Genomic DNA, 26,860 nt, shown 5'->3' with positions numbered 1-26,860 from the left:
GGAGGAACCCCCGTGAGCACAAGCGGCGCATGCTGGACAGAACGCCTGCCCATTGCTTCACGGCGGGTGTCCGGGTGCGATGCTCGGGGGTACGGCATGGACTTGGACTTGGACTTCTTCCCAGACGTCACGCTGGCGGTGGTGGCCGGAGGCCAGGGCCGGCGGCTGTCCGGAGTCCCCAAGGGCCTGTTGAGAGTGGGAACAGGCACGGTGCTGGAGCGGCTGCTCGGGCTGGCGCCGCTGTTCGCCGAGGTGCTGCTGGTGGCCAACGTCCCCGAGCCCTATGCCCGCTTCGGGCTGCGCACGGTGGCGGACGTGGTGGCCGGCAAGGGCGCTCCAGGAGGGGTGCACGCGGCGCTCGTGGGCTCGAGGACCGAGTGGGTGCTCGCGGTCGCGTGCGACATGCCCTTCGTGCGGCCCGAGGCGATCCGCGTGCTGATGGACGCTCGAGCCCCCGAGGTGGATGCCGTGTGCTTCACGGTGGCGGGGCGCGTGGAGCCGCTGCTCGCGGTGTACCGTGCCTCCCTCGCCAGCCCCTGGGGCGAGGCCTTGAAGGAAGGAGACCCCTCGTTGCGCGAGCTCCTCGCCGGGGGCCGTGCGAGGCTGCTCCCGGAGGAGGCGCTCCGAGCGGTGGACGCGGAGCTGCGCTCGCTGGTGAACGTGAACACGCCCGAGGACTTGAGCCGCTATGGCCTCGCGCTCCCGTGAGGCCGCGCGCCTCACTTCGGAGGCACGGCGCGCGGCAGCCGGAGGGTGAAGGTGGTGCCCTCCTCCTGTGTCGAGCGCACCTCCAGCGTCCCTCCATGCGCCACGCTGATCTGCTGGGCGATGAAGAGCCCCAGCCCCAGCCCCGTGCTCTGGGAGCCATCGTCATTGCGCATGCCTCGGCGGAACGGCTCGAAGAGCTGGGGCAGCAGCTCGGGAGAGATGGGATCGCCCAGGTTGTGCACCTCCAGCCGCACCCACGCGCCCTCATCTCGCAGCGTCACCGTCACCGGCTGATCCGGTGGGCTGTAATCCAGCGCGTTCTTCGCCAGGTTGCCCACGAGCTGGGCCAGCCGGTCCCCATCCCACTCGCCCTGGAGCGCTCCCTCCGCGAGCAGCCGCAGCTCGCGGTCTGGCCAGGCCACCCTCAGCTCCTCCAGCACCGGGCGGCAGATGAGGCGCAGATCCACCGGCTGGCGCAGGATGGGGATGCCCCCGCCCAGCCGCCCCCGCGTGAAGTCCAGCAGGTCGCCGATCATCCGCGCCATGCGATGGGCGCTCTGGGAGATGCGTCCGGCCGCCTTCCGAGCCCGGGGCGGCAGCTCCTCGCGCAGCAGCACGCCGGCCGACAGGGCAATCGCGTTGAGCGGGTTGCGCAGATCATGGCTGACGATGCCCAGGAAGCGCTCGCGGAACTCCGCCGTCCGGTGCAGCTCCTCCTGCCGCCTCTGCTGATCCGTCATGTCGGTGTTGACCACCACCGCGCCGACGATGCGCTCGCCCATGCGCACCGGCGCCGCCGCGCACCGAGTCCCCATGCGCCGGCCCGTCCGGGGATGGCACAGCATCACATCCCGCGTCACCGCCTCGCCCCGGAGCGCGCGAGCGAAGGGCTCCGCGTCTCGCGACAGGCGCTGGCCTGTCTGCGGATCGCTGCACTGGAGCCGCTCCCCCAGCTCCAGGGGAGAGATGCCCGTCAGGTCTCCTCCGAGCAGCTCCCTGGCGGGCGCGTTGGCGTGGGTGATGCGCTCGGCATCCCCCACGTACACGGCGTCCGGGATGCTCTCGAGGATGGCCTCCAGGCGCGCCGCGTGGTGCGCCACGGCGTCATGGTGCTCGGCCTCCACGGTGGTGGCCTCCAGGGCCTGGTCCAGCCACCCATGGAGCACTCGCAGCTCGGAGAACCGGAGCGCCCCGCCCGACTCCTCCAGCAGCCCGAGCAGGGCCTCCCGCAGCAGCCCGTACGCGCGGGTGGGCACCGCCGCGCCCAGGCCCGCGGGCAAGAGCCTTCCCGCGGCAGGCTCCGGGTAAGAGGTGTCCCCCGGCTGGGCCTGGAGCGCGGCCTGGAGCGCGTCGAGCATCCGGGGCAGCGCGCTCACCAGCGCCCTGAGGACGGGCTCCTCCGCCGAGAGCTGCTCGCGCAGGTTCCGCTCGACACGCGCACGCACCTGCTCGCGCCGGGTGGCGAGCAGCTCTCTCAGGCCGTCCATCTCCTCACTCACAGTGCGCGGAGACGGTAGCGAACAGATCGCTGATCTCGAAGGGCTTCTTGAGAATGCCCTGCGTGCCCGGCAGGGGGGGCCGGCCGCTGGCGGTGACGATGATGACCGGAGTGCGGTTCAGGCTCGGGTTGTCGCGCATGTGCCGCAGGAAGTCCTCGCCGCTCATCACCGGCATCATCAGGTCCAGCAGCACCAGGCAGGGTCGGCCGATCTGCTGGAGCACCTCCAACCCCTCCTGGCCATTGGAGGCGACGGACACCTCGAACCCCTCGTTCTCCAGGAGCTCGGCCATGGCCGCACGGATGTCCTCGTCGTCCTCGACGATGAGAATGCTGCCCCTGTGCTCGATCGTGCTCACGATGGGATTGTAGGCAGACCCAGAGGGATCGGGAGTGCTCCCCCTGAGACTCTGTCGGATTCCAACGGACGAATGTCCCTCCGGGGTACTTGTCAGCGAGCCAATGTCCTCTGCTCGGGCCCGCGCCGTCCAAGGAAGCAGGGGCGGCCCCTGCCGAGGTCCGGTACAGTGCCGACTCTCGGACGGTAGCCAGCCGGAGCAGACCACCCCATGAGCGCGGGAAGCTATGCCGACGAGTCGACGATCGGCTTCAAGAAGCGGAACATCAGCGAGCCGGCCCCGCGTCTCGTCCCGGCGCTGACCCTCGTCTCGCACCCCATGTCCCACCGCGTGGGCCAGCGGCTGCTGTTGAACGAGCTGCTCTCGGGCCGCGAGGTGGCCGTGTCCCGGAACGCTCCGGACTTCATGCGCCCGGATGCCATGCTGGGCACTCCGCTGGCCGATCCCTTCCTGAGCCGCAAGCCGGTGGTGTTCTCGCCGGGCCCGGCCGGCAGCGTGCGGGTGTCCCCCGGCGATGGCATCAAGCTGACGCTGGCGGGCGAGGCGCTGAAGAGCTCCTGGGAGTTCTCCCCCGAGGAGCTGGCGGAGGGCGTGGCGCTGGAGCTGGCCGAGCGCGTGGTGCTGCTGCTGCACTGGGCGGATCCCTCGGCGAGCGCGCCCGTGGACGCGCTGGGCATGGTGGGCAGCAGCGTGGGCATCCAGAACGTGCGCCACCACATCGAGCAGGTGGCGGATCTGAACGTGCCGGTGCTCATCCGGGGAGAGACGGGCTCGGGCAAGGAGCTCATCGCCCGAGCCATCCACCAGCACAGCGCCCGGCGCGAGAAGCTCTTCCTCAGCGTGAACCTGGGGGCCATCCCCAAGGAGCTGGCGGCCGCGGAGCTGTTCGGCGCGGCGAAGGGCTCCTTCACGGGCGCGGTGAAGGATCGCGAGGGCTTCTTCCGGGCGGCGCACGATGGGACGCTGTTCCTCGACGAGGTGGGCGAGGCGCCGCCCGAGGTGCAGGTGATGCTGCTGCGGGTGCTGGAGACGGGAGAGATCTACCCGGTGGGCGAGCGCACCCCCGTGAAGGTGGATGTCCGGCTGATCGCCGCCACGGACGCGCAGCTGGAGCGGCAGATTCAGGAGGGGCGCTTCAAGGCGCCGCTGCTGCACCGGCTGGCGGGCTATGAAGTCCGGGTGCCGCCGCTGAGGGAGCGCCGCGAGGACATCGGGCTGTTGTTCCACCACTTCGCCCGCGAGGAGTTGGAGTCCATCGGCGAGGCGTGGCGGCTCAAGCCGGAGGACTCGTCCACCGAGCCGTGGCTGCCGGCGCCGCTGGCCTCGCGGCTGGTGCGCTACGGGTGGCCGGGCAATATCCGGCAGCTGCGCAACCTGACGCGCCAGCTCATCATCGGCAGCCGAGGGCATACGCGGCTGCGGCTGGATCCCCGGCTGGAGAAGGAGCTGGAGTCCTCCGTGGAGCCCCGGCCCGGCCGCCCCGTCTCCGGGCCCGCGCCCTCGGACAGCGGGGAGCTGAAGCCCTCGCGGGAGCCGAAACCCTCGGGCGAGCCGAAACCCTCGGGCGAGCCGAAGCCTACGGCCCGCCGCAGGGCCTCGGAGGTCGCCGGGCCGGAGCTGCTCGCGGCGCTGCGCGAGAGCGCGTGGGACTTGAAGGCCGCCGCGGACCGGCTCGGCATCCCCCGCTCCTCCATCTACGATTTGATCGACAAGAGCCCCAACATCCGCACCGCGGGAGACCTGACCGTGGAGGAGATCACCCGCTGCTTCCAGGAGTGCGCCGGAGACCTGGACGCCATGGCGCAGCGCCTCGAGGTCTCCAAGCGGGCCTTGGGCCGCCGCATCAAGGAGCTGGGCCTGGGGTCCGGCGAGACCTGATCCTCAGTGCAGGCCCGTGTCGACGGCCCGCCGACGTGTCGAGTCGGGCCGTCCGACGTGTCGGAACCCGACGCGCGAGAGTGTTGGCTGCCCGATAGATGGGACAGAGCCGGAAAAGCGACCCGGTTTCCGGGGCTTTACCGCTGGCATCGCCATTGCTTTGGGGTCCTGTCGCTGAGGAAGAGGGGCGAGCGGGCAGGGGGTGGCGAGCTCTCGAGGGGGGTGAGAGCCTCTTCCACTTTTCAAACCAGCTTCACAACACAGGGGGTAGCACCATGGCGAACGAGACCGATACGACGACCAACACCACCACGCAGACGGGCGACACGAGCGGCGACACGTCGTCCGCCGGTGGCAGCAAGAACGGCGATGTTCCCGTGGTGTCTGGCTAATCCGCCGTCCCGTCCGCCACAGCCCCGGTCGAGCGTTTCATCGACGGGGTGAGGTGGGGATTGCTTTGCAGTGCCCGGGAGAGGTCGTCCCTGGCTCGCAGCCGCCACGCCTGTTGCTCATCAGCGCGGACCTCGAGGTCCGCCTGGATCATCCGCAACTTCGAGCGCAACAGCAGCGCGCGCGGCCAGTCGGGACAGCTGGACAGTACCTCTTCCACCAAGGCGAGGCCGCGTTCTAGCCGGGGGGCTGGGGCGCGGCCCGCATCCTTTTCATGCACCGCCCACGCGGAGAGCAGCGCGCCGAAGCCCAGGCGGGCCTCGGAGGTGGCGGGTGCCAGCGCGAGGGCCTTCTCGTACGCCCCCGCCGCCTGCTCGAAGTCCTCTTCCCGTCCCTGTCCGTGCTGGGTCCGCCAGCGCACCTGGAGCGCGCGCAGCTTGCCCAGCGCCAGCCACGCATTGGCGTGCTGAGGGTTGAGCGCGAGCGCCTCCTGGAGCACCTTCTCGGCGCGCTGGAGCTCGGGGCGGGGATCCTTCGCGCGCTCCAGCTCCGACTCCGCCAGCAGGGCCAGGCTCTGGCCCAGGTCCACCTGATAGTCCGCGTTGTCCTGGGCCCGCTCGAGGGCCTGCTCGAACGAGGCCAGGGCGGTGCGCATGCTGGCGCTGGAGTCGTCTCCCTGGCTCTCCTGGTACGTGGCGCGCCAGAACCACGCCTCGCCCAGGTTGCGGTACCCGAAGGGCTGGCCGGGAGCCAGCTGGATGGCCTGGGAGAAGGCCTGCTGGGCCTCGGTGAGCAGCGCGAAGGGCTCGCCGCCCGACTCCCAGGCTCGCTGGGCCTGGCTGAGCAGGACCAGGCCCACGCCGTTGTGGAAGTAGGCCAGCCGCGGATCAATGGAGAGGCCGCTGCGGTAGAGCGACAGCGCGGTGGCCAGCAGCGCCGAGCCCTCCTCGCCGCAGCGGTGCAGCTCGGCGCGCAGCTCGTGGATCTGCCCCCCGTAGTAGTAGGGCACCCAGTGCTTGGGGTTGAGCTCCATGGCGTGCTGGATGGCCTGCCAGGCCTGCCGCAGATCCTCCTCGCGCCGCGCCAGCTCCGCCGGCTTGCCGGACTCGAGGGAGCCGGAGGCCCGCTTGAAGTAGTTGCTGCCCAGGTTGATCCACCCATCCGGCAGGCGGGGCTCCAGCCGGGCGGCCTCCTGCAGGGACTCGATGGCCTGCCCTCGCGCCTCGGCCGAGGCAGCGCCGACGGCCTCCGCGTGCTGGGCGCGCACGGAGAAGACCAGCCCCAGCGTGGAGTGGTAGCCGTAGTCGCGGCCCTCCGGGGGGATGGCGCGCAGGGCCTGCTCGGCCTGGAGCAGCTGCTCGCTGGGATCCTGGCTCTGGTTGAGGCGGGCCTGGGCCCACTGGAAGAAGATGCGCCCCAGCTCCACGCGGGCCTCTCGGGGAGGCTGCCCCCGCTCCAGGGCCTCACGGGCCGCGGCCAGCGCGGCCTGGAGCGAGGCCTCGGCCTGCTCGCCGTGGTTGACCTGGTACTCCGCCAGCCGCCGGTGGAAGCGCGCCTGGAGGATGAGCAGCGCGGGGTCCTCCGGTGAGGCCTGGAGCGCGCGCTTCAACGCCTCCATGCCCCGGGTGAAGGCCGGGAGCACTTCGCCCTGGCCGTACAGCTCCATGAGCAGGGCGGTGTACTCCAGCTTGGCCAGGGCGGCGTGGACGGCGGGGACGCTCTCGCCGATGGCGGCGGCGGCGGCGTAGGCGTGGCGGCCGGCCTCGAAGTCGGCGCGCGCCCCGTCCCGGTCCCCCTGGTTCCAGCGCCGCGCCGCCCGGGCCTGGAGGATGTCTCCTCGGAGCTGGGGGGCCTCGTAGAACCAGGGCAGGCGGTTGCCCATGGCGTCCAGCCGGGCCAGGGCCTCGTCGAAGTGGTCCTCGTAGAAGGCGATGAGCGCGGCCACGTAGTCGGTGGAGGGCACATCCGCGCCCTGGCTCTGGCGCAGCCACGCCATGGCCGGATCGCGGTAGCGGGCCTGGATGTCGCGCCGGCGCTCCTCGATGCTGTGCAGGCGCTCGGCCTCCAGGAGCTGATCCTGGTACAGGTGGCCCAGCACCAGGGCGAGCGAGTAGGCCACGCGCGGATCATGGAAGCCGGCCTGCCATGAAGCCTCCAGGTGCTCGCGCGCCGCGGGCTCGTCGCCCAGCGCCAGGTAGCCGCGGGCCAGCGCGTAGTTGCCCGGGCCCACCGCCAGCGCTCCGGCCTCGCGGATCTGCGCCTCCAGCTCGGCCATCTGCGCGCGGATCTCCTCGCGGTCCTCGCGCGTGTCATGCAGGGGCGACAGGCCGGAGTAGCGGGCCATGGCCTCGATGTGCTCGACCTTCTCGGTGAGGCCGCGGACGAGCGCCTCGCGCTGGGTGGCCTGGGAGTGGGTGTAGATGGCCGAGCCGAGCGCCATGCTCACGGACAGCAGCGCCACGGTGGCCACGCTCACCACCACGCGGTGCTTGCGGGCCTTCTTGCGCAGCCGGTACCCCAGGCCGGTGGAGCGGGCCTGGACGGGCTCGCCGGCCAGGAAGCGGTCCAGCTCTTCAATGAGGGCGCGCGCCGAGTCGTAGCGAGCCGAGCGGTCCTTCTCCAGACACTTGAGGACGATGGCCTCCAGGTCCGCGGGGATGTTCGGATCCAGCGAGCGCGGAGGCGTAGGCTCGACGGTGGCGATGTTGTTGAGCACCTCCAGCCCGTTGGCGCCGGGGATGGGGGGCTGGCCGGTGAGCAGGAAGTAGAGCGTGGCGCCCAGGCTGTAGACATCCGCGCGGCGGTCCAGGCGCTCTACCTCGCCCCGGGCCTGCTCGGGGGACATGTAGTGCGGGGTGCCGAGCACCGAGCCCGTATTGGTGGAGCCCTTCTCGCTCCAGTCGTGGGCCAGGCCGAAGTCCATGACGAAGGGCTTGAGGCGGCCGTCCTCGGTGCACTCCACGAGGATGTTGGAGGGCTTCAAGTCCCGGTGGATGAGGCCGGCGCGGTGGGCGGCGTGGACGCCCTCGGCGGCATCCCGGAGCGAAAGCACCTTCTGCTCCACGGTGAGCTCGTCCGCGAGCTGCCCCAGGGACAGGCCGTCGACGAACTGCATGGCGATGTAGGGCTTGCCCTGGACTTCTCCAACCTCGTGCACCTTGCAGACGCGCTCGTGCTCGACGCGGGCCTGGGCGCGGGCCTCGGTGAGCAGGCGGCGGACGAGCTCCGCGTCATCGCCTTTGACGAACTTGAGGGCGACGTTGCGGCGCAGGCGCAAGTCATAGGCGAGGAACACCCGGCCCATGCCGCCCTGCCCCAGGAAGCGCACGCCCGCATACCGGTCCCAGCCCGGCACGGGGAACTGAGGATCCACCTTGTCGCGATCCTTCAGGGTGAGGGCGGGCCCGAGCGTGTCGGCGCCCTCGCCCGTCTTCGAGAGCGGTATGAAGGTGGGGGTGGCGTCGATCGCGGCGTCGGCGGTGCGGAGCTCGGAGGAGAGCTCGGCGAGCTCGGCGTCGGAGAGGAGCCCCCGCTCCTTGAGCAGCTGCAGCGGGCCGCGGCCCAGGCGGCGAGCCTCCTCGCCCAGCGCCGGGGACTCCTCACGGGAGATGAGGCCTTCGGCCACAGCGATGCGCAGCTCTTCCTCGGGGTCTACTGCCATGAGCGCCGGCTCCAAAGGGGCTGCATCGCGAGGTGAGAGAGGGGGGGACACGTGTCACCACGTGCCGGGATTCCAGTCATACCTGATGCAGGGCTCTCTGCGCAGGAGGGCGGACCGAAAGTGAAGTCCGGGTGGCCGCCCGGATGGCTGCCTTCCAAGGAGCCGGGAGCGCTACGCCCCCGAGGCCTGGATGCGCACGGGGATGCGGCGGCGGCCGAATGCGCCCGGCGAGGCATCGAAGCGGCCCGGCACCTGAGCGCCGCAGTCCGGGCACTGGCCCTCGGCCGTCACCCGGTACTTCAGCAGCTGGTACCAGTCGCGCACGATGAGCGAGGCCCCGCAGCCGCCACAGAGCGTGGTGTCTCCCTCCACGTCGTGCACGTTGCCCGTGTACACGTGGTGCAGGCCCACGCGCCGGGCAAGGGCTCGCGCCCGCTGGAGCGTCTCGGGAGGCGTGGCCGGCACGTCCATCATCTTGAAGTCCGGGTGGAAGCCCGAGAAGTGGATCGGCACGTCCGGGCCCAGCTTCTCGAGCACCCACTCGGAGAGCTTCGTCAGCTCCGCCTCCGAGTCGTTGTGCCCGGGGATGAGCAGCGTGGTGAGCTCGAACCACACGCGCGTCTCGTGCTTGAGGTACTCGAGCGTCTCGAGGATGGGCTGCAGCTTGGAGAAGGTGATGCGGTGGTAGAAGTCCTCGGTGAAGGCCTTCAGGTCCACGTTCGCCGCGTCCATCTTCGCGTAGAACTCGCGGCGGGGCTCCGGGTGCATGTAGCCGGCCGTCACCGCCACCGTCTGGATGCCGCGCTCGTGGCAGGCGTCCGCCACGTCCATGGCGTACTCGGCGAAGATGACCGGATCGTTGTACGTGAACGCCACGCTCTTGCAGCCCAGCTGCTGGGCGCGCTCGGCGATGGCCCGGGGCGAGGCTTGATCCATCAGCCGATCAAACTCGCGGGACTTGGAGATGTCCCAGTTCTGGCAGAAGCGGCAGCCCAGGTTGCACCCGGCGGTGCCGAACGACAGCACGCTGCTGCCCGGGTAGAAGTGGTTGAGCGGTTTCTTCTCGATGGGGTCCACGCAGAACCCGGACGAGCGCCCATACGTGGTGAGGACCATCTGGTCCCCCGAACGCTGGCGCACGAAGCAGAAGCCCCGCTGGCCCTCGTTCAACTTGCAGTCGCGCGGACATAGGTCGCACTGGATGCGCCCGTCGTCGAGCACGTGCCACCACCGCCCTGGATATTCGAGGCTCACGCCCGGTCCTCCTCCCATCCTGGGATAACCGGCCACGGACAGCGATCATTCTCAATCGTCCTCGGCCTCACTACTCGCGCCCTGGAGCTTCAGCCTGCCTGCGTGTGGCTGAGCAGCTCGCGCTTCCACTCGCCGAGCCGCTCGAACTCATCCGCCGGCCACGTGCCCAGGTGCACCATGACGATGCCGCCGTCGGTGGTCATCAGCTGCGCATCCACGTGGATGCTCGGCTCCACGACGGCGTTGGGCGGATCCACATAGCCCTCCTGGTGCTCCAACTGCAGCGAGGCCAGGCGCGCTCCGGGGAACTCGGCCAGGCAGGCCTCGAGGAACTCGTGCGGCGGACGGTACGGCGGCGGCGAGCCGATGTGCATGCCCCAGGGATCCATCTGCCGCTGGCGGGTGGAGCTCCGCACCCAGGCGAGCACGGCGCGCTCGTGCAGGGCGCCCACGTGGTCCACCGCCTGCGGGTGGCGCATGCCGTCCTGGCCTCGCAGGTGCAGCGTGTAGTGGGGGCGCTCGCCCGGCCACCACCAGCTCAGCTCGAAGCGGTCTCCCGGGCCTGACTCCTCCGGAGGAAACAGGGCCTCCAGGTGCTGGAGGTACTGCCCCTCGGAGAGGCTCAGCCGGTGCTCGCGCAGGGCATGCCAGTCCGTGCGGGCGAAGTGAAGGACTCGCCCGCGGTAGGCGCGCGGATCCGTGTTCAGCAGGTCTACCCAGTCGTCGCTCATCGAGCCACGGCCAGCCTACTCCGTCAGGGCCGGACAGCGGGGCCGGAAGATGAGGCTGCGTGCGTTCAATGGTGGGCACTTCCAGCGGCCCAGGGCCCACACCGGTGGCTCGTCGTGCAGGCAGACGGCCGAGCCGTGGGAATGAAGGCCTGTCCTCTCTGCCGAGGCCTGCCCATCCTCGGAGTCGGACCAGCGGAGTGGGGACGGGAATGGCTCGCGAAAATCTGCAAGGCAAGGTGGCCCTGGTGACGGGCGCTTCGAGCGGGGTGGGGTGGCAGTCCGCGCTGCGGCTGGCGGAGCAGGGCGTGCGGCTGTGCGTCACCGCGCGGCGCGTGGAGGCGCTCGAGAAGCTTCAGGCCCAGGTGTTGCGCGCGGGCGGCGAGTGTCTGGTGGCCCCCGGGGACGTCACGGTGCAGGCGGACGTGGAGCGCGTGGTGCACGCGTGCGTGGAGCACTACGGCCGCATCGACATCCTGGTGAACGTGGCGGCGGTGCAGTCCTACGGGTTCTTTGATCAGCTGCCGTGGGAGCACATCACCCGCACCTTCGAGGTGAACTGCTTCGGCTACATGCGCTTCGCGCGCGCGGTGCTGCCGTATTTCCGGCAGCGCGGCAGCGGCCACATCCTCAACGTGCAGTCCATGCTCTCCAAGGGCGGCGCGCCGCTGCTGGCTTCGTACACGGCGTCCAAGCACGCCACGTTCGGGTGGGCCCAGTGCCTGGAGCTCGAGCTGCGCGGCACGGGCATTGACGTCTCCAACGTGCTGGTGCCCTCGGTGGCCACGCCGATGTTCGATCATGCGCCCACGCAGTTCCACCTGGCGCCCATGCCGGTGCCGCCCACCTACGAGCCGGAGGTGGCGGCCCGCGCGGTGGTGAAGTGCGCGCGCCGGCCGGGGCAGACGGCGGTGCCCGTGTTCCTCCAGGGCCGGCTGATCCTCTGGATGAACCAGTTCGTGCCGCAGGTGGGCAAGTGGCTCATGGGGCACTTCGGCGCGCGGCTGCAGATGCGCGAGAAGCCGGTGGATCGCCCCGAGGGCAGCCTCTTCCACCCGGTGCCTCAGGGAGTGGGGCCTCGGGGGAGCGTGCCGCCCACGCCTCGGTGGAAGCGCTTCACGGCCGCCGCGGGCCTCGTGGCGCTGGCGGGCGGGGCGCTCGGAGGAGCGGCGCTGGGCGCCCGCGAGCTGGTCCGGGCCGTGCGGTAGGTCGCGAGGGCGAACCCGGGGAGCGGCCCGAGGGGAGCGCCTCGCTCCCAGGCTCGTGGGCAGGCGCGCGGACGGGCGAGAGCCGGAGGCGCTCCATGGCGGAGAGGCTCGCCTCCGTGACGAGCCCGAAGAGGAGCGTCTGCGCCACGAGGAAGACATGCTCGGCGCGAGTCCACGTCCGGGGCGGGAGGGTGGCGTGAACCCGGGGGAAGGTGAGGTGCTCGAGCGTCGACACGCCCGCGCCCAGAATCAGGCCCCGCATGAGAGTCGAGCGAGGCAGCGCCGTGCGGAGCTGTGACCACGCGATCCCCAGCCCCTTGCCATAGCTCGCGCGCAGCAGCAGGCTCCAGACGAGCGCCTCGCGAGGCCGCACGCGGCGATGCAGGACACGGCCCACGAGCCGGGCGGCGATGCGTCGCGCGGCGTAAGGAGGCACATGCCCGAGCGCTGCGTTGCGCACCAAGGCGAAGCCACCGAGCGCCAGGGTGCCCACAACGCCCGCGGAGGCTCCTCGGACAAGGGACGGGCTCAGGCCGCTCATGGCTGCACCGGACGGTGAAGGGTGCGGACGGCCGGGCCCTGCGAGGACATGACCGACGCACAGATGATCAGCACGCCGAGGATGATGTCATGCGCGGTGGGCAGCGTGCTGTCGCCATAGCCGAGCATGAGCGGCGCGAGCAGGAGCCACCCCCCGAGCGCGACGTTGACGAAGCGCAGCGCCGGGAGCGACGCGGCGACCAGGGAGACGATGGCGACGGCCAGGCCCACGAGGATCTCATTGAAGCGCGCGGCCCGCTCGGCGTAGTTCAAGACAAGGGGCGCGACGAAGAGCCAGACGCCCAGGACAAAGCTCAACCAGCGAGCCCACATGAGGCAGCCCTCCTCGTGAAGTGCCCAACACAAGGTGAGGGGCGGGGCGGCGGGCTTGCAAGGAGCTGTGCGGAGGCTCAGGCGCTCGGCACGCCGCACCCTCTTCCTGGGAGGGGCTTTATCCTTTCATCAGGTTCTTCAACACGAACCAGAGGTTGGCGGGGCGCTCGGCCAGCCGGCGCATGAAATAGGGATACCAGTAGCGCCCATAGGGCACGTAGATGCGCACTGGAAACCCCGCCTGCGCCAGCCGCACCTGCAAGTCTCTGCGGATGCCATACAGCATCTGGAATTCGAACGCGCCCGTGGGCAGCCGCTGCTTCGCCGCGTAGTCCAGCGTGGCGTCGATCATCCGCTCATCATGCGTGGCGATGCCGTGATACACGCCGCTGTCGAGCAGCACGCGCATCACCCGGAGGAAGCTGGCGTCCACGTCCCGTTTGTCCTGGTAGGCCACCTCGGGGCCCTCCAGGTAGGCGCCCTTGCACAGCCGGATGCGCACCCGCTGGGCGCACAAGGCCCGCGCATCCGCCTCCGTGCGCCGCAGGTAGCTCTGCAACACCGCGCCCACGCGCTCCTCGCCGAACTCCGCGTGCAGCGCGCGCACCGTGTCCAGCGTGGCCTGCGTCACCGTGCTCTCCTCCATGTCCACGCGCACGAACGAGCCGCGGGCCGTGGCCTCTCGCACCACCGTCCGCGCGTTCTCCAGCGCCAGTCTCCGGTCGAGCATCAACCCGCACTGCGTCAGCTTCAGCGACACATTGGCGCGCACGCCCACCGCGTCGATGCGCGCCAGCAGCCGGCGGTACTCGCGGATCTCCTCGCGCGTCTCGTCCTCGTTGCGCACCGCCTCGTTGAGGTGGTCGAAGCTGGCCATCAGCCCCTGCGCGTTGAGCACCTTCACCGCGTCCACCGCGGCCTCCAGCGTCTCTCCGGCGATGAAGCGCCCGGCCAGCTCGCGCAGCGGGCCCAGGCGGGTGGCGACATCCTTCAATCCCTGGCGGCGCGAGAGGAACAGCAGGGCGGAGCGGGACAGGTCTGTAGCGGCGGTCATGGGTCTCGAAGAGCAGGTGTCCAGGGTTCAGGAAAGGTGTTGCAACAGGAAGTCACCGGCGAAGGCGTTGAAGGCTTGCGAGTGGCTCATGTACGGCAGGTGGCTGGCCTCCCGGAGCACCTCCAGCCGCGCGCCAGGAATCCTCCGGGCCACATCTCGCGCGTAGCGCAGCGGCACCAGCGTGTCTCTGGCGCCTTGGATGATCAGCGTGGGCACGCGCAGCTGTTCCAGCCCCGCCAGATAGTCCGCCGCCAGCACATCCTTCAGCCGGCGCAACAGCTCCAGCGGGGAGAGCCGGCGGGCCTCACGGACAATCTCCGCGCGGCCCTCGGGCGGCAGGTGCTGGCCGCCCAGCACGCGGGCCACCGTGGGCGCGAAGAGATAGGCAAAAGGTTTGGGCATGCGCACCAGCGTGGAGAGGCTCAGCGCCCAGCGCCGCACGCGGTGCACGCTGGCCACCGGCGACACCAGCACCAGCGCTCGCACGCGCTCCGGATAGGCCAGGGTGAAGGCCAGGGCCACCATGCTGCCGAAGGACGAGCCCAGCAGCGCGAAGCGCTCGGGCAGCCCCGCGTCCGGGTGCGCCAGCGAGGCCACGTTCCACTCCAGCGGCGAGTGTGTCATCGGCGTGCGCAGGGCGGGTGTCCACAAGAGCAGGCGCAGGTGCGAGGCCAGCGGCGCCATGGGCGCGAAGGAGCGTCCCGAGGCGCCAAGCCCTGGCAGACATACCACCGTGCGCGCCACGTCCTCGCTGCCGTTGGGGAAGGTGAAGAGGCGCACCGCCGCGCCACGCACCTGGCGCTCCTCGAGCCGCAGCTCATAGCCTGGCTGGATCTCCTCTGGCTCGGGGACGAAGCGGGGCCTGGGCGAGTTCAGGATCTCAAGCATGGCAGGCTCGCAGCAGGAGGTGCGCCACGCTGGCGGCGATCCGATCCCGGAAAGCCATCAGCCGCGACTCGGGCGCGTTCGCGGGAGGAGGCTCGTGCGGCTGGCCCACGACGAAGGTGAGGCGCACCGGCAACGGCAGCGGCCCCAGCCCTAGCACCAGCGGCAGGCGGTACTTCTCATGCTCGGACAGCTGTAATCCCAGCCGCTCCTCGCCCGGAGGGTAGAAGAAGGTGTCATCCACCCCGAAGCCCGCGAACGGAACAATGGGAACGCCCGCCTGCGCCGCCAGCCTCACGAAGCCCAGCGCTGTCTCCCAGCGCAGCAGGTAGCGCCCCTGCGGCCGCTTGAAGGTCTCCCGCGCTCCGCCCGGGTAGCACACCACCAGGTTTCCCTGGTGGAGCGCCTCCAGCGCGTTGTCTCGCGTGCCCTCCACTCCGCCCAGCCACGGCAGCACCGTGCGGATCAGCGGAATGCGGAAGAAGCCTCGCTCGGCCAGCCCCAGGGGATAGCGGCTCGTGGCCTGGTGCACCAGGTGGAAGAAGGCCGGAGTCTCGTAGCCCCACACGCCATGGTTGCCCACCAACAGCACCGGGCCCTGGGCTGGCAGGTGCTCGGCTCCCAGCAATCGGGCGCGGTGATACAGCGCTGAGAGCGTGGCCCCCGCCTCGGCCAGACGGAACACGGCACGGCGGGTGGTCGTGAACAGGGCCTTCACGGGGAAGGAAGATGGGGATGGGCGTGCGTGCTGGCAGCCTGCTCTCATTGCCAGACCTGGCAGCCAGACGAGCCCTCCCCGCGCAGGCCCTTGGGAGCCAGCCCGCTCGAGGCTGGGAGAAAACAGAGACGGCCTCCGCCCCCGGCGCCTGTTGGCTGCGGTGCTGACACCTCCCGCGGCCCGTTGTCCCGGGTGCGCATCGTGCTGATGGTTGAGAGGCCATGGGACCCTTCGACATCCTCGCCGAGCAACACCGGGAGCTGGAGGAGTGCATCGAGGCCCTCGAGGCCGATGAGAGCCGGGGCGAGCCCGACACGCGGCGCGAGCGGCTTGAGGCGCTCTTCGCGCTGCTCCGGGTGCATGCCCAGCTCGAGGAGCGTCACCTCTACCCGCTGCTCGCCCGAGTGGAGGGACGGGCCCGGGCCCGGGAAGAGGCGGAGGATCACCTGACCCTGCGCGAGCTCATGGAAGAGCTGGAGGAGCTCGAGCCCGAGGCCGAGGAGTGGTGGGCCCGCCTCACCGCCCTGGAGGACCTGGTGGTCGCTCACGCGCGCCAGGAGGAGGTGGAGACCTTTCCGCTCCTCCTCGCCATCTTGGAGCCAGGGGAACAGGACGAGCTGCGCCGAGCGTTCTCCACCCTGCGCGAGCAGTTGCTCTCGGGGGCACCCAGCCTGTCAGGTAACCAGCCCTTGCTCGAAGAACCCCTCGGGGATGGCTGACTCGCGACACAACTCTTTATAAAGAGATTCGACAATCGCTCTCTTGAGAGCTATTGAGGCTTTCAAAGCGTGTCCGCGCTTTTGATTCACTGGCTTAACACACATTTCCACATACCACTAAGGGGTTCCCCTAAGATGTCTGTCGACAAAGCGTTCCGAGAGATGATTCGCAATGAGATCGAGGTCCAGCTCAAGCCGCTGCGCCAGGTGATTTCTCGCCTGGAAGCGGGCACGTCGGATCTGGATGCGCTGCGGGATGTAGCGGAGCGTCTGGCGCCTGTCGCCGCGGCGATGGCCCCGCTGTTTGGAGCGCAGGTTGCCAAGACTGGCAAGCGGGGGCCTGGGCGTCCGGCGAAGTCGGCGGGCCCGGTGCCCGCGGCCGGTGGCAAGCGCCGGGGCCGCAAGCCGTCCACGGATGGGGCGCGCGAGTGCGCCATCATTGGCTGTGGCTCGCCCAGCCGCACCAAGGGCTACTGCGCGGCGCACTACCAGAAGCTCCGCATGCTGACCAAGACCAACCGCCGTCCCTCCTCCTGGGTGGACTACGCGCCGCCCAACAGCGTGGAGGATGTGAAGCTGCCCCGTGGCCGGGCCGCCGCCAAGGCGCTGGCCGCCGCCGCTCAGGGGAGCTCAACCTGATACGTGGGTCGTGAGACATGAAACGTTGAGACACGGTTTTTCGGGATGAAGTCTCACTTCCCAAGGAGGTGAGACCCATCCGGAGGGTGACCGGGCGCTCGACGGCACGAGGCCGGGAGGACACGCGACGCGCGTCCCCCGGCCTCTTTCTTTCGGATTTCTGGCGAGCGGAGTGTTGCGCCGGGTGGGCTCCTGGGGGCATGAATGCTCCCTTCATGAACAAGCGTGAGATGGAGCCCGGCATCCACATGGATCTCGCCGGCCACACGACGTATGGGGAGTACCTGCAGCTGGAGCGGCTCCTGGCCACGCAGGTGCCGCGCTCGCAGCCGCCCCACCATGATGAGATGTTGTTCATCATCCAGCATCAAACGAGCGAGCTGTGGATGAAGCTGCTCATCCACGAGCTGACGGCGTGCATCCGCTATGTGCAGGCGGACAAGCTGGAGGCCTCGTTCAAGATCTTCGCGCGAGTAGGCCACATCCAGCGCATGCTCTTCGAGCAGTGGAGCGTGCTGGAGACGCTCACGCCCAACGAGTACCTGGAGTTCCGCGCGGCGCTGGGGCAGGCCTCGGGCTTCCAGAGCTTCCAGTACCACGCGGTGGAGATGTTGCTGGGCCTCAAGGACGAGAAGACGTTGGGGCCCTTCAAGCACGTGCCGCCCCAGCACGCCGAGCTGGAGCGGCTGCTCGAGTCTCCCAGCCTGTATGACGAGTTCCTCCGGCACCTGGCGCGCAAGGGGCACCCCATTCCGCAGGACCACGTGCAGCGCGACTGGCGCCAGCCCTACGAGCGCAACGCGCAGGTGGTGGAGGTCTTCCGCCGCATCTACGAGGACATCGAGCAGCACTGGGATGCCTACGAGATGTGCGAGAAGCTGGTGGACACCGAGGAGCGGTTCCAGCTCTGGCGCTACCGTCACATGATGACGGTGATGCGCATCATCGGCTTCAAGCAGGGGACGGGGGGCTCCTCGGGGGTGACGTTCCTGCGCCGGGCGCTGGACACGCGCTTCTTCCCGGAGCTGTGGGACGTGCGCACCGAGCTGCGTCCGCCGCCGCCCCACCGGCCCTGAGGCGAGCCAGGCGCCTGGGCCGCCCGGAGGGGAGCCATGCGTCCGGGCCGGCTCTTCCGCCGCGCCCTACCTTGAAGGCTCGTCCACCTTTTCATTTTCAAGGAGGAGCCCACCATGGCCGAGCACGAGCACCCCACGCCCGAACCGCGGCTGCCGGAGGATGAAGAGCGCCTCAAGCGCCAGGCGGGAGACCGGCCCGTGCCCACGCCGGGGCATATCGGCAACCTGCCGGATGATGCGCCGGGCCCCGGCAAGCCCGTCATCTTCCCGCCGCACGAGCCGAGCTGAGAGCCGGGCCCGCCCCATCCCTGCTAAACCCTCTCGCATGCTCTCGCTCACGCTCGCCCTGGTGCTGTCCGCCACCAACCCTCCGTCTGTCGAGGCCTGGGCCAACAAGGCCTGTCCGGCGCCGAAGAAGGAGCCGGACTCCAACGTCGAGTTCAAGGCCCAGCAGGGCGCCCGCTCCGAGTGTCTCAAGAAGGCGATGAACAAGGCGCTCGACAAGGTCCTCCTCCCGCTCAAGAAGAGCGAGCCGGCCCAGTTCAAGGAGTGGATGGGGCTCCAGGCCGACTACAACCGCTGGATGGCCGACGCCTGCGCCGCCGTGGAGGAGGCCAACTGGGTGGATCCCTCCACGGGCGAGCGCTCCATGGGCACCGGCTACGGCAGCAGCGAGCAGGAGTGTCTGCAGCGGCAGTACGCCTGGCGCGGCTTCTACGCGGATGCGTGGGCGCGCGGCGACTGGAAGGCCATCTCCACCGCGCTGGATGCATACGCGAAGCTGGCGCCCGGGCTTCAGGAGAAGCTGAGCCAGTACCAGAAGCAGGCCCAGGCCACCGCCGCCAGCGCTCCCGCCCACGTGCAGGAGACGGGGGATGTCACGCGCAAGCTCTCGAAGGACGACTGGAAGGCCTACAACGATCGCCTCGAGCGTGCCGCCAGCGGGCCCAGGCCGATCTCCGAGCGCCAGTGCACCCTGGTCCCCAAGGCGGCTCCCGCCTGTGCCGAGTCCTTGCGCGCCAGCCTCATGTCGCAGATGGACTTCAGTGATGCGCTCGGAGCGCCTGGCGGGGGGTAGAAGACCTGGCAGGTAGGTTTCCATTGTCAGACCTGTGCGGTAGGGTACCGCACATGACAGCCGCGAGAGCACTCATGTCCCAGAAGCCTCGGCGCCCCGCCACCTATGAAGATCTGGAGGCACTCCCTCCCCACCAAGTGGGGGAGATCATCGCCGGAGAGCTGTACGCCAGCCCCCGCCCGGCGACTCCTCACGCGCTGGTGTCTTCCAGCCTTGGAGCTGAGCTCGTCGGACCCTTTCAGCGTGGGCGGGGCGGTCCTGGTGGCTGGATCATCCTCGATGAGCCCGAGCTCCACCTGGGCGGCGACGTCCTGGTGCCAGATCTCGCGGGTTGGCGCCGCGAGCACATGCCGAAGCTCCCTCGGGTGGCGGCGCTGACGCTGGCTCCGGACTGGGTCTGCGAGGTGATCTCTCCCTCCACCGAGAAGCGAGACCGCAGCGCCAAGCTCCCGGCCTATGCCCGCGAGGGCGTGCACCATGTCTGGCTCGTGGATCCGGAGCTGCGCACCCTGGAGATCTTCCGGCTCGAGGGCCCGCGCTATGTGCTGCTCGGCACCCATGTGGATGAGGCCTCTGTGCGTGCCGAGCCTTTTGATGCGCTCGAGCTGTCCCTGCGCGTGCTCTGGGAGGAGTGACGGAGGCCGCGAGTTCCATCCTCCATTCGACGATCACCGGGAGGATTCGGCAATTCGGGCCCGCTCGTGGGAGAATCCCGGCCGTCCGGGGCTCCTGCGGTTCCGAGAGGGGGAAGGCATGCCCATGTCCGAGAGCCAGCTCGTGGCTGCCGTGGAGCGCATGGCACGCGCTCTGGAGCAGCTCGCAGCGGCGCCCTCCGTGCGCGCGGTGCTCGACGAGGTGGTCCGCTCGGCGGTGTCGACCCTGGGCGCGAGCCATGGCTCGGCGAGCTGGCAGGACGAGGATGGCACCCTGCGCACCTGCGTCACTCCCGGGCTGGCCGAGGACGTGGCCTCCGCGGTCGCGGTGCTGCTCATGCGCCAGCCCCTGGGGACGATGGAGGCTCCCCAGCCATACGGAGCGGGTGAGCTGCAATCCGACGCGCTGCTGAACACCGAGCCCTCGCTGCGCGAGCGGCTGGAGTGGAGGGCGCTGGTGGCCGTCCCCGTGTTCATCTCGGAGGGCACCCGGGCGGGAGTGCTGGTGGGCTGGTTCCGCGAGCCCCATGCCCCGCGGGAGGAGGAGCTGCGCCGCTTCATGCTGTACGCGCAGCTGGCCGGCATCGCGCTGACGAAGGACCGGATGGTGGAGGCGCTTCGGCGCGCCGTCGCTCGGGCCCGCGCCGAGGCGGAGCAGGCCGAGGTGCTGCGGCTGAGCCGCTTCCAGGCGGTGACGGAGGGCTTCGGCCGGGCCCTCACCCGCGGCGAGGTGGCCCGGGTGGTGTTGGATCTGGGGCTGCCCGCGGTGGGCGCGCTGTCCGGGGTGGTGCACATGGTCGCGCCGGATGGGAGGGAGCTGGAGCTCATGGCGGCCGTGGGGCTGGAGCCGGAGCTGGAGGAGGAGTTCCGGCGGCTGCCGATGGGCATGATGATGCCCGGACATGACGTGACGCGCACCGCGGCGCCGGTGTGGCTGGAGTCTCCCGAGGAGCTGCGCGCCCGCTACCCGGAGCTGGCCTCGCGGCGGGGGATGGCGCCGCAGCAGGCCTTCGCCTTCCTGCCGCTGCTGGCCGAGGGCAAGGTGATGGGGGTGCTCGCGTTCGGCTTCGGGACGCCCCGGCGCTTCACCGCGCCCGAGCAGGCCTCCATCCTCGGGCTGTCGCGCCAGTGCGGGCTGGCGTTGGAGCGGGCCCTGCTCTACGAGCGCGAGCACCTGGCGCGGCTCGAGGCGGAGGCGGCCGGGCAGCGGCTGCGGTTGCTCGCGGATGCGGGCGTCATGCTGTCCGGCTCGCTGGAGTGGGAGGAGACGGTGGAGGGGGTGGCGCGGCTGGCCGTGGGGCCCTTCGCGGACATCTCCATCGTGGATGCCTTGCAGGGCCAGGAGGTGCGGCGGCTGGCCGTGCTGCATGTGGACCCTGCTCGCGAGGAGGTGGCTCGGAAGCTGAGGGCGATCCCGCCGGGCTTCCAGCGCCCGGCCATCCTGGAGGCCCTGCGCGAGGGCAAGGCCGTCCTCGAGCCCCGGATGACGCCGGAGCAGCTCGCGGAGCGGGTGAGCGAGCCCCGCACGCTGGAGGCCATCCAGGGGCTCGGCATCCACTCCTTCCTCACCGCCCCGCTCATCGCGCGCCAGCGGACGCTCGGCGCGCTCTCCTTCGCGCGCAGTGAGGACAAGCCTCCCTATACCCAGGAGGACGTGGCGCTGGCCGAGGAGCTGGCGCGCCGGGCCGCCCTCGCCATGGACAACGCGCGGCTGTTCCTCGCCGCGCGCGCCGCCGAGGAGGAGAGCCACCAGAGCGCCGCGCGGCTCCACCTGCTGGTGCGCGTCAGCCAGCTCGTCGCCGAGGCCGGGTTGGATCTGGCGCAGGTGCTGGGGGTGCTGGCCCGCGAGGTGGCCGAGGCCATCGGGGAGGGGTGTGTCCTCCAGCTCGTCTCCGAGGATGGGCAGTCCCTGGAGCTGGCGGCGGTGCATCACCAGGATCCGGCGGCGCGGAGCCTTCTAGAGGAGGCCGTGCGATCGCGGCTGCGCGTGGGCGAGGGGCTCCAGGGAGCCGCCGTCTCCACGGGCCACACGTTGCTGCTGCCCTCCCTGGATGTGGCGGCGGTGGAGGGCGCCGAGCCCACGGCGGCGCTGCGGCCCTACCTGGAGCGCTACGGGCCTCAGGGCCTGCTCCTGGTCGCGCTGGTATCGCACGGGCGCGCGCGCGGCAGCCTCATGGTGCTGCGCGAGGCGCGCCGGCCCTATGGGAAGGATGATCAGCTGCTGCTGGAGAGCATCGCCAGCCGGGCGGCGCTGGCCATCGAGGACGCGCGGCTCTACGCGGCGGCGCTCCAGGCGCTGCGGCTGCGGGATGACTTCCTGTCGGTGGCCGGCCACGAGCTGAAGAACCCGCTCAACGCGCTGCTGCTCCAGCTGCGCATCCTCGCGCGCATGGCCCACGAGGCCCGGGGCTCCGAGAGCCTGGCGGAGCGCGCCGACCGCGTGGCCCGCACCGGCGAGCGGCTGGGGTTGCTCGTGGAGGATCTGCTGGACGTGTCGCGCATCTCCGCGGGGCAGCTGCGGCTACAGCGGACCGAGGTGGACCTGTCCGCCCTGGCGCGCGAGGGCGTCTCCCGGCTGGCCGAGGAGTTTGCCCGGGTGGGCAGCGAGGTGCGGGTGGAGGCCGAGCAGCCCGTGGTGGGGGCGTGGGACCGGCTTCGGCTGGAGCAGGTGGTGATGAACCTGCTGTCCAACGCGGCCAAGTACGGCCAGGGCCGGCCCGTGCGGGTGCGCGTGGAGGGCGCTCCGGGCCTGGCGCGCCTGTCCGTCCAGGACGGGGGCTATGGCATCACCTCGGAGGATCTCCCGCGCATCTTCCAGCGCTTCCAGCGCGCCGAGTCCACCCGCCACATTCAAGGCCTGGGCCTGGGGCTGTGGATCTGCCAGCAGATCGCCGAGTCCCACGGGGGCACCCTGCGGGTGGAGAGCGAGCCCGGCAAGGGCTCCACCTTCATCCTCGAGCTGCCACGCGTGTAGCCCGCAACCCCTCCCACGCCGTGGCGCGGGCCGCTCGTGACGCTTTGCAGCGGAGACTCAACCCGTTGGGGCGGTGGGGTACAGCCGTACCCAGGGGGGCAACAAACATGGTTTTTCGCTGGACGTTTGATGAATCCTCGACTTGTGTGCGCGCCCTGGTATGGACCGGGAGCAGCCCCTGGTCCGTAGCGCCACCCCAACGCCATCGCCGCTGCTCAGATGGATGACCGCATGAACCGACCCACTGTCCTCACAACGCTAACGGGCGCCCCCGCGGCCCGCCTCAGTCTCCTTGCCGCGCTGGTGCTGAGCACCACCGCTCTGGCACAGCCCGCGGGCCTGCCGGAGTTCGAACTCGAGCGCATGGAGTTCAACCCCAGCGGCGCCGGCTCGCTGCTGATCAACTCCGGCCAGCTGCTGCCGGGCGGGCGCGCCCGCGTGGCCCTCATCGGCCACTATGAGAACAAGCCCCTCACGCCCGAGCTCGTCGATGCGTCGACGGAGAGCGGCTTCCGTGAGGTGACGCTGGTCAGCCACCGCACCACCGCCCACATCGTGGCCGCCTACGGCCTCGGGGACAAGCTGGAGGTGGGCCTGCAGGTGCCCCTCATCATCAGCCAGGAGGAGGGCTCGCTGACCAACACGCCCTTCGGTGCGCCCGAGGGCGGCTTCAAGCTGGGCACCCCCATCGCCAGCTTCAACATCGGCGTGCTCCAGCAGTCGGAGAACGTCCCGGTGGACCTGGCGGCTGGCGTGAGCGTGGGCTTCCCCATTGGCAGCGCGGACGCGCTGGCGCGTGAGAACACGCTGCGCGCCATCCCCCGCATCATGGTGGGCCGCGAGAACGAGGGCCTGCGCGCCGGCTTCGAGCTCGGCGCCGACCTGCGCCCGCGCGTCACCATTGGCGAAGGCGACAACAACGAGGCCTACAACCGGCTGCGCCTGGGCGCCACGGTGGCCACCGTCGGCGAGGGCGTGCGCTACGAGGCGGACATCCTCATGTGGATTCCGTTCGGCCGGGAGTTCCTCACCGCGGAGACGCTGGTGGGCGTGCGCGGCCCCCTCTCGGATGACGTGGAGGTGTTCGCCCTGGGCGGCGCCGGCTTCGGCGACACGCTGGGCAACCCGAACTTCCGCGTGATGATGGGCGCGGCCTTCGGCGGCATGCCTCCCAAGTGCGTGGCGGGCGGCAAGCACGATCCCAAGCAGTGCCCGGACCTGGATGACGACAACGACAACGTGAAGAACCGGGACGACGCCTGCCCCACCGAGGGTGGCAAGGTGGACGCCAAGGGCTGCCCCATCAAGGACCAGGACAAGGACGGCATCGAGGACTCGGCCGACAAGTGCCCGGCGGTGGCGGGCGCGGCCTCCGCGCAGGGCTGCCCGGACCAGGACGGCGACGGCGTGCAGGACTCGGCGGACAAGTGCCCGACGCTGAAGGGCCCGGCCGATCGCAACGGCTGCCCGGACACGGACGGCGACGGCCTGGATGACTCGGCGGACAAGTGCCCGAACGAGGCCGGCCCGGTGGACCGTCAGGGCTGCCCGCCGAAGGATGCGGACAAGGATGGCATCCTGGATGAGCAGGACAGCTGCCCGAACGAGGCTGGCATCCCCGAGCTGAAGGGCTGCGCGCCGAAGGACACGGACAAGGACGGGGTGGCGGACCACCTGGACAACTGCCCGAACGACGTGGGTCCGGCCGACAACCAGGGCTGCCCTGCCGCGCAGAAGCAGCTGGTCGTCATCAAGCAGGACCGCATCGACATCAAGGACAAGGTGTACTTCGACAACGGCAAGGCGACCGTCCAGAAGCGCTCCAACACGCTGCTGGACCAGATGGCCAAGGTGATCACCCAGCACCCGGAGATCGCCAAGGTCACCATCGAGGGCCACACGGACGACGCCGGCTCGGCGGAGACCAACCGCACCCTGTCGCAGCAGCGCGCGGAGGCGGTGCGTGACTACCTGGTGAAGAAGGGCGTGCCCACCGAGCGCCTGGAGCCCAAGGGCTTCGGGGCCGATCGCCCGGTGCAGCCGAACACCACCGCCGAGGGCCGCACGGCCAACCGCCGCGTCGAGTTCATCACCCACTACAACGGCGACACGCAGCAGGCCCCGCAGACCAAGTAGTCCCCCAGCGCGGACCCCGGCTCTCAGACCGGGGCTCCGTGGGGTGAGGCCGAGGTGCCATGCCATGAACCGGCATGGGGCCTCGGCCTTTTCATTTCCCTGGGGCTCCAAGCGCTGGGGCTCCCACGGGTTGATCAGAGCCGGGAAACCGCTCGGCCCCGAGGGGCTCAAAGCAACGGCAGCCCGCATGGCCCGCCCCTTCATGGATCAGCCAGGGGAGCAGGGGCCACGTACGGCGCCTGTTGTGACGGAGCGCGGCAGGGCCTTGAATGCGCTCCGCCCAGGCTCGGATCAAGGTTTGTTCAGGGCTGCCCGTCGGGGGAAGTGGAAAGTTTATTCCTGAACGATTAACAAAGCTCCTGATCATCCTGGCTGGCGAGGCTCTCGCGCGGAGAGCCACCCCTCGCTCGCTCCATTCCGACACCACCGTAGGAAAGAACACGACATGTTTGATGCCACACGGCTCGTCGGCTCACCGGCCCGAGACCCTCGACGTGCGGGCCTGAAGAGGCCTTCGCTTTCCCTGGCTCGGTGGGTGCTGCTCGCCACGGCGTTGACGGGCGCTGGCGCGCTGGCGCAGCCCGCGGGCCTGCCGGAGATCGAACTGGAGCGCCTCACGCTCAACCCGAGCGGCCAGGGCTCGCTGCTGCTGGGCACCGGCGAGCTGCTGCCGGGTGGGGGCTACCGGCTGTCGCTGGTGGGCCACTACGAGCATGATCCGCTCGTCCTCTACCGGGGCGACGAGAAGGTGGGCTCGGTGGTGAAGCACCGGCTGACGGGCCACCTGGCGGTGGCGTATGGCGTGTCGGACCGAGTGGAGGTGGCGGCGCAGGTGCCCCTGGTGTTGATGCAGCGCGGGGACGATTTGACGGCGCTGGGCGTGGGCAAGCCCCAGGAGGGGCTGGCGCTGGGCACGCCGTACCTCTCGCTGCGGCTGGGGCTGCTGTCTCAGCGCGATGAGAATCCGGTGGATCTGGCGGTGGGAGTGAACATGGGCCTGCCGCTGGGCAGCGCGGATGCGCTGGCGCGGGAGAGCTCCCTGAACGCGGTGCCCAGCGTGATGGTGGGCCGGAGCTTCGGCCTGCTGCGCGCCTCGGTGGACGCGGGCGTGTCGCTGCGCCCCAGCGCCACCTTCAGCGCTGATCAGGATTTGAAGGATGAGCTGGGCAACGCGGTGCACCTGGGCGGCGTGCTGGCCACCACGGGCGAGGGGCTGCGCGGGGAGCTGAACCTGATTGGCACCGTGCCCTTCAAGAATGGGATCAGCACGCTCGAGGCGGTGGCGGGTGCGCGGCTGCCGGTGAGCGAGTCGGTGGAGGCGTTCGCGATGGCGGGCGTGGGCTTCGCGCGCTCGCCCGGGACGCCCACCTTCCGCGGGCTCTTGGGCGTGGCGTACGGGAGCGTGCCGCCCAAGTGCGTGGCGGGCGGCAAGCACGAGCCCCAGCAGTGCCCGGACCTGGATGACGACAATGACGGGGTGAAGAACCGCGCGGACACGTGCCCGCTGCAGGGCGGCCGGGTGGATGCGCAGGGCTGCCCGGTGAAGGACGCGGACAAGGACGGCGTGCTGGATCCGGACGACCGGTGCCCGACGGTGGCGGGCGAGGCGGCGCTCCAGGGTTGCCCGGACGCGGACAAGGACGGCATCGAGGACGCGGCGGACCAGTGCCCGGCGCAGGCCGGCGTGGCGCAGTTCCAGGGCTGCCCGGACACGGATAAGGACGGGCTGAAGGACTCGGAGGACAAGTGCCCGACGGAGGCCGGCCCGAAGGAGCGTCAGGGCTGCCCGGTGAGGGACTCGGACAAGGACGGCCTCATCGACGAGCAGGACAGCTGCCCGAACGAGGCCGGCCTCCCCGAGCTGAAGGGCTGCCCGGCGAAGGACACGGACAACGATGGGGTGGCGGACCACCTGGACAACTGCCCGAGCGAGGCGGGCCCGGCGGACAACCAGGGCTGCCCGGCCCAGCAGAAGCAGCTGGTGGCCATCCAGCAGGGCCGCATCGAGATCAAGGACACCGTGTACTTCAACACCGCCAAGGCGACCATCCAGAAGCGCAGCTTCAAGCTGCTGGATCAGGTGGCGAAGCTGCTCACGGAGCACCCGGAGCTGGCGAAGGTCCGCATCGAGGGCCACACGGACAATGCGGGCAAGCCGCAGGCCAACCTCGCGCTGTCGCAGCGGCGCGCGGAGGCGGTGCGCGAGTACCTGATCAAGAAGGGCGTGGCGGCGGAGCGCCTGGAGGCCAAGGGCTACGGGCAGGAGAAGCCGATCGCGCCCAACACCACCGCCAAGGGCCGGGCGACCAACCGCCGGGTCGAGTTCATCACCACGCCTGGAGACGGCACCCAGCAGTAACCGAGGGGGAGA

Annotated in this window: 22 protein-coding genes; 12 read left to right on the top strand and 10 right to left on the bottom strand. The window is 70.4% G+C overall.

What is annotated here, in order from left to right; all coding sequences use genetic code 11:
* Positions 1-96: 96 nt before the first annotated feature.
* A complete protein-coding gene (locus ACJ8AT_RS22160; protein ID WP_407739792.1) occupies positions 97-708 on the top strand; it encodes a molybdenum cofactor guanylyltransferase in 612 nt (203 codons plus the stop codon).
* Positions 709-719: 11 nt separating this feature from the next.
* On the opposite strand, the gene ACJ8AT_RS22155 is transcribed toward ACJ8AT_RS22160, so the two are convergent.
* A complete protein-coding gene (locus ACJ8AT_RS22155) occupies positions 720-2,195 on the bottom strand; it encodes an ATP-binding protein (RefSeq protein WP_407739791.1) in 1,476 nt (491 codons plus the stop codon).
* 4 nt (positions 2,196-2,199) lie between these two features.
* Positions 2,200-2,565, bottom strand: coding sequence for a response regulator (locus ACJ8AT_RS22150; RefSeq protein ID WP_407739790.1), 366 nt, complete (start codon positions 2,563-2,565; stop codon positions 2,200-2,202).
* A gap of 210 nt (positions 2,566-2,775) precedes the next feature.
* Between ACJ8AT_RS22150 and ACJ8AT_RS22145 the strand changes: the two genes are divergently transcribed.
* On the top strand, positions 2,776-4,443 hold the full coding sequence (locus ACJ8AT_RS22145) for a sigma 54-interacting transcriptional regulator (RefSeq protein WP_407739789.1): 1,668 nt from the start codon (positions 2,776-2,778) through the stop codon (positions 4,441-4,443).
* 388 nt (positions 4,444-4,831) lie between these two features.
* Here ACJ8AT_RS22145 and ACJ8AT_RS22140 read toward each other — a convergent pair whose 3' ends face one another.
* The 3 genes from ACJ8AT_RS22140 to ACJ8AT_RS22130 form a co-directional block, all read right to left on the bottom strand.
* Positions 4,832-8,494 carry a protein kinase domain-containing protein gene (locus tag ACJ8AT_RS22140; RefSeq protein ID WP_407739788.1) on the bottom strand — a complete coding sequence of 1,221 codons (3,663 nt, stop codon included), beginning with the start codon at positions 8,492-8,494 and terminating at the stop codon, positions 4,832-4,834.
* A 171-nt stretch (positions 8,495-8,665) separates the two neighbouring features.
* Entirely contained in the window at positions 8,666-9,748 is a 1,083-nt protein-coding gene (gene amrS / locus ACJ8AT_RS22135) for an AmmeMemoRadiSam system radical SAM enzyme (RefSeq protein WP_407739787.1), read from the bottom strand.
* Between the two features lie 89 nt (positions 9,749-9,837).
* Complete coding sequence (locus ACJ8AT_RS22130) at positions 9,838-10,479, bottom strand: hypothetical protein (protein WP_407739786.1); 642 nt, start codon at positions 10,477-10,479, stop codon at positions 9,838-9,840.
* Between the two features lie 209 nt (positions 10,480-10,688).
* Here ACJ8AT_RS22130 and ACJ8AT_RS22125 point away from each other — a divergent pair, with 209 nt between their 5' ends.
* Positions 10,689-11,684 carry an SDR family NAD(P)-dependent oxidoreductase gene (locus tag ACJ8AT_RS22125; protein WP_407739785.1) on the top strand — a complete coding sequence of 332 codons (996 nt, stop codon included), beginning with the start codon at positions 10,689-10,691 and terminating at the stop codon, positions 11,682-11,684.
* Here ACJ8AT_RS22125 and ACJ8AT_RS22120 read toward each other — a convergent pair.
* The 5 genes from ACJ8AT_RS22120 to ACJ8AT_RS22100 all read right to left on the bottom strand — a co-directional run bounded on the left by ACJ8AT_RS22120 (position 11,593) and on the right by ACJ8AT_RS22100 (position 15,214).
* Positions 11,593-12,225 (bottom strand): hypothetical protein, encoded by a 633-nt coding sequence (locus tag ACJ8AT_RS22120; protein ID WP_407739784.1) that lies wholly within the window; start codon positions 12,223-12,225, stop codon positions 11,593-11,595. The two genes, ACJ8AT_RS22125 and ACJ8AT_RS22120, sit on opposite strands and share 92 nt — an antisense overlap.
* The gene (locus ACJ8AT_RS22115) at positions 12,222-12,557 is read right to left on the bottom strand and encodes an SPW repeat protein (RefSeq protein WP_407739783.1); all 336 of its coding nucleotides are present in this window, start codon (positions 12,555-12,557) and stop codon (positions 12,222-12,224) included. Before ACJ8AT_RS22115 ends, ACJ8AT_RS22120 begins: the two co-directional genes overlap by 4 nt.
* A gap of 118 nt (positions 12,558-12,675) precedes the next feature.
* Positions 12,676-13,611, bottom strand: coding sequence for a proline dehydrogenase family protein (locus tag ACJ8AT_RS22110; protein WP_407739782.1), 936 nt, complete (start codon positions 13,609-13,611; stop codon positions 12,676-12,678).
* A gap of 27 nt (positions 13,612-13,638) precedes the next feature.
* Positions 13,639-14,499: an alpha/beta fold hydrolase gene (locus tag ACJ8AT_RS22105; RefSeq protein ID WP_407739781.1), complete on the bottom strand. Its 861-nt coding sequence runs from the start codon at positions 14,497-14,499 to the stop codon at positions 13,639-13,641.
* Positions 14,492-15,214 carry a lysophospholipid acyltransferase family protein gene (locus ACJ8AT_RS22100; RefSeq protein ID WP_407739780.1) on the bottom strand — a complete coding sequence of 241 codons (723 nt, stop codon included), beginning with the start codon at positions 15,212-15,214 and terminating at the stop codon, positions 14,492-14,494. Before ACJ8AT_RS22100 ends, ACJ8AT_RS22105 begins: the two co-directional genes overlap by 8 nt.
* A 221-nt stretch (positions 15,215-15,435) precedes the next feature.
* Between ACJ8AT_RS22100 and ACJ8AT_RS22095 the strand changes: the two genes are divergently transcribed.
* From ACJ8AT_RS22095 to ACJ8AT_RS22055, 9 genes are all read left to right on the top strand, one after another.
* On the top strand, positions 15,436-15,933 hold the full coding sequence (locus ACJ8AT_RS22095) for a hemerythrin domain-containing protein (RefSeq protein WP_407739779.1): 498 nt from the start codon (positions 15,436-15,438) through the stop codon (positions 15,931-15,933).
* A 135-nt stretch (positions 15,934-16,068) separates the two neighbouring features.
* Positions 16,069-16,572, top strand: coding sequence for a cell wall protein (locus tag ACJ8AT_RS22090; protein ID WP_407739778.1), 504 nt, complete (start codon positions 16,069-16,071; stop codon positions 16,570-16,572).
* Positions 16,573-16,787: 215 nt separating this feature from the next.
* Positions 16,788-17,648, top strand: coding sequence for a tryptophan 2,3-dioxygenase (locus ACJ8AT_RS22085; RefSeq protein WP_407739777.1), 861 nt, complete (start codon positions 16,788-16,790; stop codon positions 17,646-17,648).
* Between the two features lie 114 nt (positions 17,649-17,762).
* A complete protein-coding gene (locus tag ACJ8AT_RS22080) occupies positions 17,763-17,936 on the top strand; it encodes a hypothetical protein (protein WP_407739776.1) in 174 nt (57 codons plus the stop codon).
* Between the two features lie 37 nt (positions 17,937-17,973).
* The gene (locus tag ACJ8AT_RS22075; protein ID WP_407739775.1) at positions 17,974-18,726 is read left to right on the top strand and encodes a hypothetical protein; all 753 of its coding nucleotides are present in this window, start codon (positions 17,974-17,976) and stop codon (positions 18,724-18,726) included.
* Positions 18,727-18,800: 74 nt separating this feature from the next.
* The gene (locus ACJ8AT_RS22070) at positions 18,801-19,361 is read left to right on the top strand and encodes a Uma2 family endonuclease (protein ID WP_407739774.1); all 561 of its coding nucleotides are present in this window, start codon (positions 18,801-18,803) and stop codon (positions 19,359-19,361) included.
* 124 nt (positions 19,362-19,485) lie between these two features.
* Complete coding sequence (locus tag ACJ8AT_RS22065) at positions 19,486-22,353, top strand: GAF domain-containing protein (protein WP_407739773.1); 2,868 nt, start codon at positions 19,486-19,488, stop codon at positions 22,351-22,353.
* Positions 22,354-22,584: 231 nt separating this feature from the next.
* Entirely contained in the window at positions 22,585-24,489 is a 1,905-nt protein-coding gene (locus ACJ8AT_RS22060; protein WP_407739772.1) for an OmpA family protein, read from the top strand.
* Positions 24,490-24,934: 445 nt separating this feature from the next.
* Entirely contained in the window at positions 24,935-26,848 is a 1,914-nt protein-coding gene (locus tag ACJ8AT_RS22055; RefSeq protein WP_407739771.1) for an OmpA family protein, read from the top strand.
* Positions 26,849-26,860: the final 12 nt, after the last annotated feature.

It is taken from the genome of Hyalangium sp., from assembly GCF_045802625.1.
GTDB lineage: Bacteria > Myxococcota > Myxococcia > Myxococcales > Myxococcaceae > Hyalangium.
This window is presented reverse-complemented; position numbering and strand designations above follow the sequence as displayed.

What these genes read in the sequence shown, in the direction of transcription:
- ACJ8AT_RS22160 (WP_407739792.1), top strand. Translation starts at nt 97, where the DNA reads ATGGACTTGGACTTGGACTTCTTCCCAGACGTCACGCTGGCGGTGGTG.
- ACJ8AT_RS22155 (WP_407739791.1), bottom strand. Translation starts at nt 2,195, where the DNA reads ATGGACGGCCTGAGAGAGCTGCTCGCCACCCGGCGCGAGCAGGTGCGT.
- ACJ8AT_RS22145 (WP_407739789.1), top strand. Translation starts at nt 2,776, where the DNA reads ATGAGCGCGGGAAGCTATGCCGACGAGTCGACGATCGGCTTCAAGAAG.
- ACJ8AT_RS22140 (WP_407739788.1), bottom strand. Translation starts at nt 8,494, where the DNA reads ATGGCAGTAGACCCCGAGGAAGAGCTGCGCATCGCTGTGGCCGAAGGC.
- ACJ8AT_RS22130 (WP_407739786.1), bottom strand. Translation starts at nt 10,479, where the DNA reads ATGAGCGACGACTGGGTAGACCTGCTGAACACGGATCCGCGCGCCTAC.
- ACJ8AT_RS22125 (WP_407739785.1), top strand. Translation starts at nt 10,689, where the DNA reads ATGGCTCGCGAAAATCTGCAAGGCAAGGTGGCCCTGGTGACGGGCGCT.
- ACJ8AT_RS22120 (WP_407739784.1), bottom strand. Translation starts at nt 12,225, where the DNA reads ATGAGCGGCCTGAGCCCGTCCCTTGTCCGAGGAGCCTCCGCGGGCGTT.
- ACJ8AT_RS22115 (WP_407739783.1), bottom strand. Translation starts at nt 12,557, where the DNA reads ATGTGGGCTCGCTGGTTGAGCTTTGTCCTGGGCGTCTGGCTCTTCGTC.
- ACJ8AT_RS22110 (WP_407739782.1), bottom strand. Translation starts at nt 13,611, where the DNA reads ATGACCGCCGCTACAGACCTGTCCCGCTCCGCCCTGCTGTTCCTCTCG.
- ACJ8AT_RS22105 (WP_407739781.1), bottom strand. Translation starts at nt 14,499, where the DNA reads ATGCTTGAGATCCTGAACTCGCCCAGGCCCCGCTTCGTCCCCGAGCCA.
- ACJ8AT_RS22095 (WP_407739779.1), top strand. Translation starts at nt 15,436, where the DNA reads ATGGGACCCTTCGACATCCTCGCCGAGCAACACCGGGAGCTGGAGGAG.
- ACJ8AT_RS22090 (WP_407739778.1), top strand. Translation starts at nt 16,069, where the DNA reads ATGTCTGTCGACAAAGCGTTCCGAGAGATGATTCGCAATGAGATCGAG.
- ACJ8AT_RS22085 (WP_407739777.1), top strand. Translation starts at nt 16,788, where the DNA reads ATGAACAAGCGTGAGATGGAGCCCGGCATCCACATGGATCTCGCCGGC.
- ACJ8AT_RS22080 (WP_407739776.1), top strand. Translation starts at nt 17,763, where the DNA reads ATGGCCGAGCACGAGCACCCCACGCCCGAACCGCGGCTGCCGGAGGAT.
- ACJ8AT_RS22075 (WP_407739775.1), top strand. Translation starts at nt 17,974, where the DNA reads ATGCTCTCGCTCACGCTCGCCCTGGTGCTGTCCGCCACCAACCCTCCG.
- ACJ8AT_RS22070 (WP_407739774.1), top strand. Translation starts at nt 18,801, where the DNA reads ATGTCCCAGAAGCCTCGGCGCCCCGCCACCTATGAAGATCTGGAGGCA.
- ACJ8AT_RS22065 (WP_407739773.1), top strand. Translation starts at nt 19,486, where the DNA reads ATGTCCGAGAGCCAGCTCGTGGCTGCCGTGGAGCGCATGGCACGCGCT.
- ACJ8AT_RS22060 (WP_407739772.1), top strand. Translation starts at nt 22,585, where the DNA reads ATGAACCGACCCACTGTCCTCACAACGCTAACGGGCGCCCCCGCGGCC.
- ACJ8AT_RS22055 (WP_407739771.1), top strand. Translation starts at nt 24,935, where the DNA reads ATGTTTGATGCCACACGGCTCGTCGGCTCACCGGCCCGAGACCCTCGA.